Below are 578 nucleotides of genomic sequence, written 5' to 3' on the forward strand. Positions count from 1 at the left end.
ATCGCAAAAGCCACCCGGAAAAGATGGCCTTCAGTTATAGCTACGCGCTCAGTCAGGGTGTGGATAAGCAGTTCCGCCATATCAACATTGCGGAAGCCGATCACTTCAAACAGTTCCTGCGTCAGATTAAGCGTGCCGGCCTCGATATCCGGGCGATCTGCTGACCGGATGTGATGAATATCCCTCCTGATTGTCGCAATCTTGTTAATGGAGATCGGGGGGATGATATTAAGCGGAAAAATTTTTTATTAAATTTATTCTTTCATAAAGGCGTAGCTGTTATGCGATTAGCTTCCCGTTTTGGTCGGTATAATTCCATCCGCCGTGAACGTCCTTTAACGGATGATGAATTAATGCAGTTCGTGCCTTCGGTATTTTCCGGTGATAAACATGAGTCCCGGAGTGAACGTTATACGTATATTCCAACAATCAATATCATCAATAAGTTACGTGATGAAGGTTTCCAGCCATTCTTTGCCTGTCAGAGTCGGATTCGTGATTTGGGACGTCGCGAATACAGTAAACGGCACTGTTGCAAATAGTCGGTGGTGATAAACTTATCATCCCCTTTTGCTGAT

Annotated in this window: 1 pseudogene; it reads left to right on the top strand. The window is 44.8% G+C overall.

The features are described 5' to 3' along the window. Positions 1 to 281: 281 nt before the first annotated feature. Positions 282 to 524 (top strand): annotated as a pseudogene (locus tag RTW80_RS26975) (DUF932 domain-containing protein); the annotation flags it as partial. Positions 525 to 578 lie beyond the last annotated feature (54 nt).

It is taken from the genome of Escherichia sp. AM3 (assembly GCF_032029835.1).
Lineage (GTDB): Bacteria > Pseudomonadota > Gammaproteobacteria > Enterobacterales > Enterobacteriaceae > Escherichia > Escherichia coli.